Source organism: Acidisphaera rubrifaciens HS-AP3 (assembly GCF_000964365.1).
Lineage (GTDB): Bacteria > Pseudomonadota > Alphaproteobacteria > Acetobacterales > Acetobacteraceae > Acidisphaera > Acidisphaera rubrifaciens.
The window spans coordinates 1-984 of sequence record NZ_BANB01000905.1; the positions used below are offsets into that span (position 1 = coordinate 1).

The window sequence follows — 984 nt, forward strand, 5'->3', positions numbered from 1 at the left end:
GGCGGCCGGCGGCCTCGTGCCGGCGGGCCGGCGGCTGCCGGGCGGCGTTCTGCTGGGGCGGCTGCGGCCTTTCGCGCCCGGCAGCGACATCGGTCTCGCGCTCGGCGTGATCGCGCTGCTGTCGGTGCTGATCCTGCCGCTGCCGACGGTGCTGCTCGACATCGGCCTCGCGCTGTCGATCACGGCGGCGGTGCTCGTGCTGATGGTCGCGCTGTTCCTGCAGCGTCCGCTCGATTTCACGAGCTTTCCGACGCTGCTGCTGCTGACCACGCTGCTGCGGCTGTCGCTCAACGTCGCCACCACCCGCCTGATCCTCAGCCACGGTCCGGAGGGGCGGTTCGCCGCGGGGCATGTCGTGGCCGCGTTCGGCGGCTTCCTGATGGGCGGCGACGTGGTGATCGGCCTGATCCTGTTCGCCATCCTGCTGGTGGTGAACTTCATGGTCATCACCAAGGGCTCCGGCCGTATCGCGGAGGTCGCGGCGCGCTTCAGCCTCGACGCGATGCCGGGCAAGCAGATGGCGATCGACGCCGACCTGTCGGCCGGGATGATCGACGACAAGACCGCCCGCCGCCGCCGCCGCGAGCTGGAGCAGGAAAGCGGCTTCTACGGCGCCATGGACGGTGCCGCGAAATTCGTGCGCGGCGACGCGGTCGCCGGCCTCATCATCACGTCGATCAACATCGTGGGCGGTCTCGCGATCGGCGTGCTGCGCGGCGGCATGTCGTTCGCCGACGCGGCCGACACCTTCACCATGCTGAGTGTTGGCGACGGGCTGGTGTCGCAGATCCCGGCGCTGCTGGTCTCGACCGCCGCCGGCATCGTGGTGACCAAGGGCGGGGTGGACGGCACCGCCGATGTCGCCCTCGTGCGCCAGCTCGGCGGCAGCCCGAAGCCCTTGGCGATCGCGGGCGGGGCGGCCGCGGTGCTCGCGCTGATGCCAGGCCTGCCGGCGCTGCCGTTCCTGGGCCTCGCGGGCGTCGC

The 984-nt window shown here is 72.0% G+C and carries 1 protein-coding gene; it reads left to right on the forward strand.

Going from position 1 to position 984, the window contains the following annotated elements; genetic code table 11:
* Positions 1–34: 34 nt before the first annotated feature.
* The coding region (locus B8460_RS18910; protein WP_241771244.1) for an FHIPEP family type III secretion protein at positions 35–984 on the forward strand (950 nt) is incomplete at its 3' end.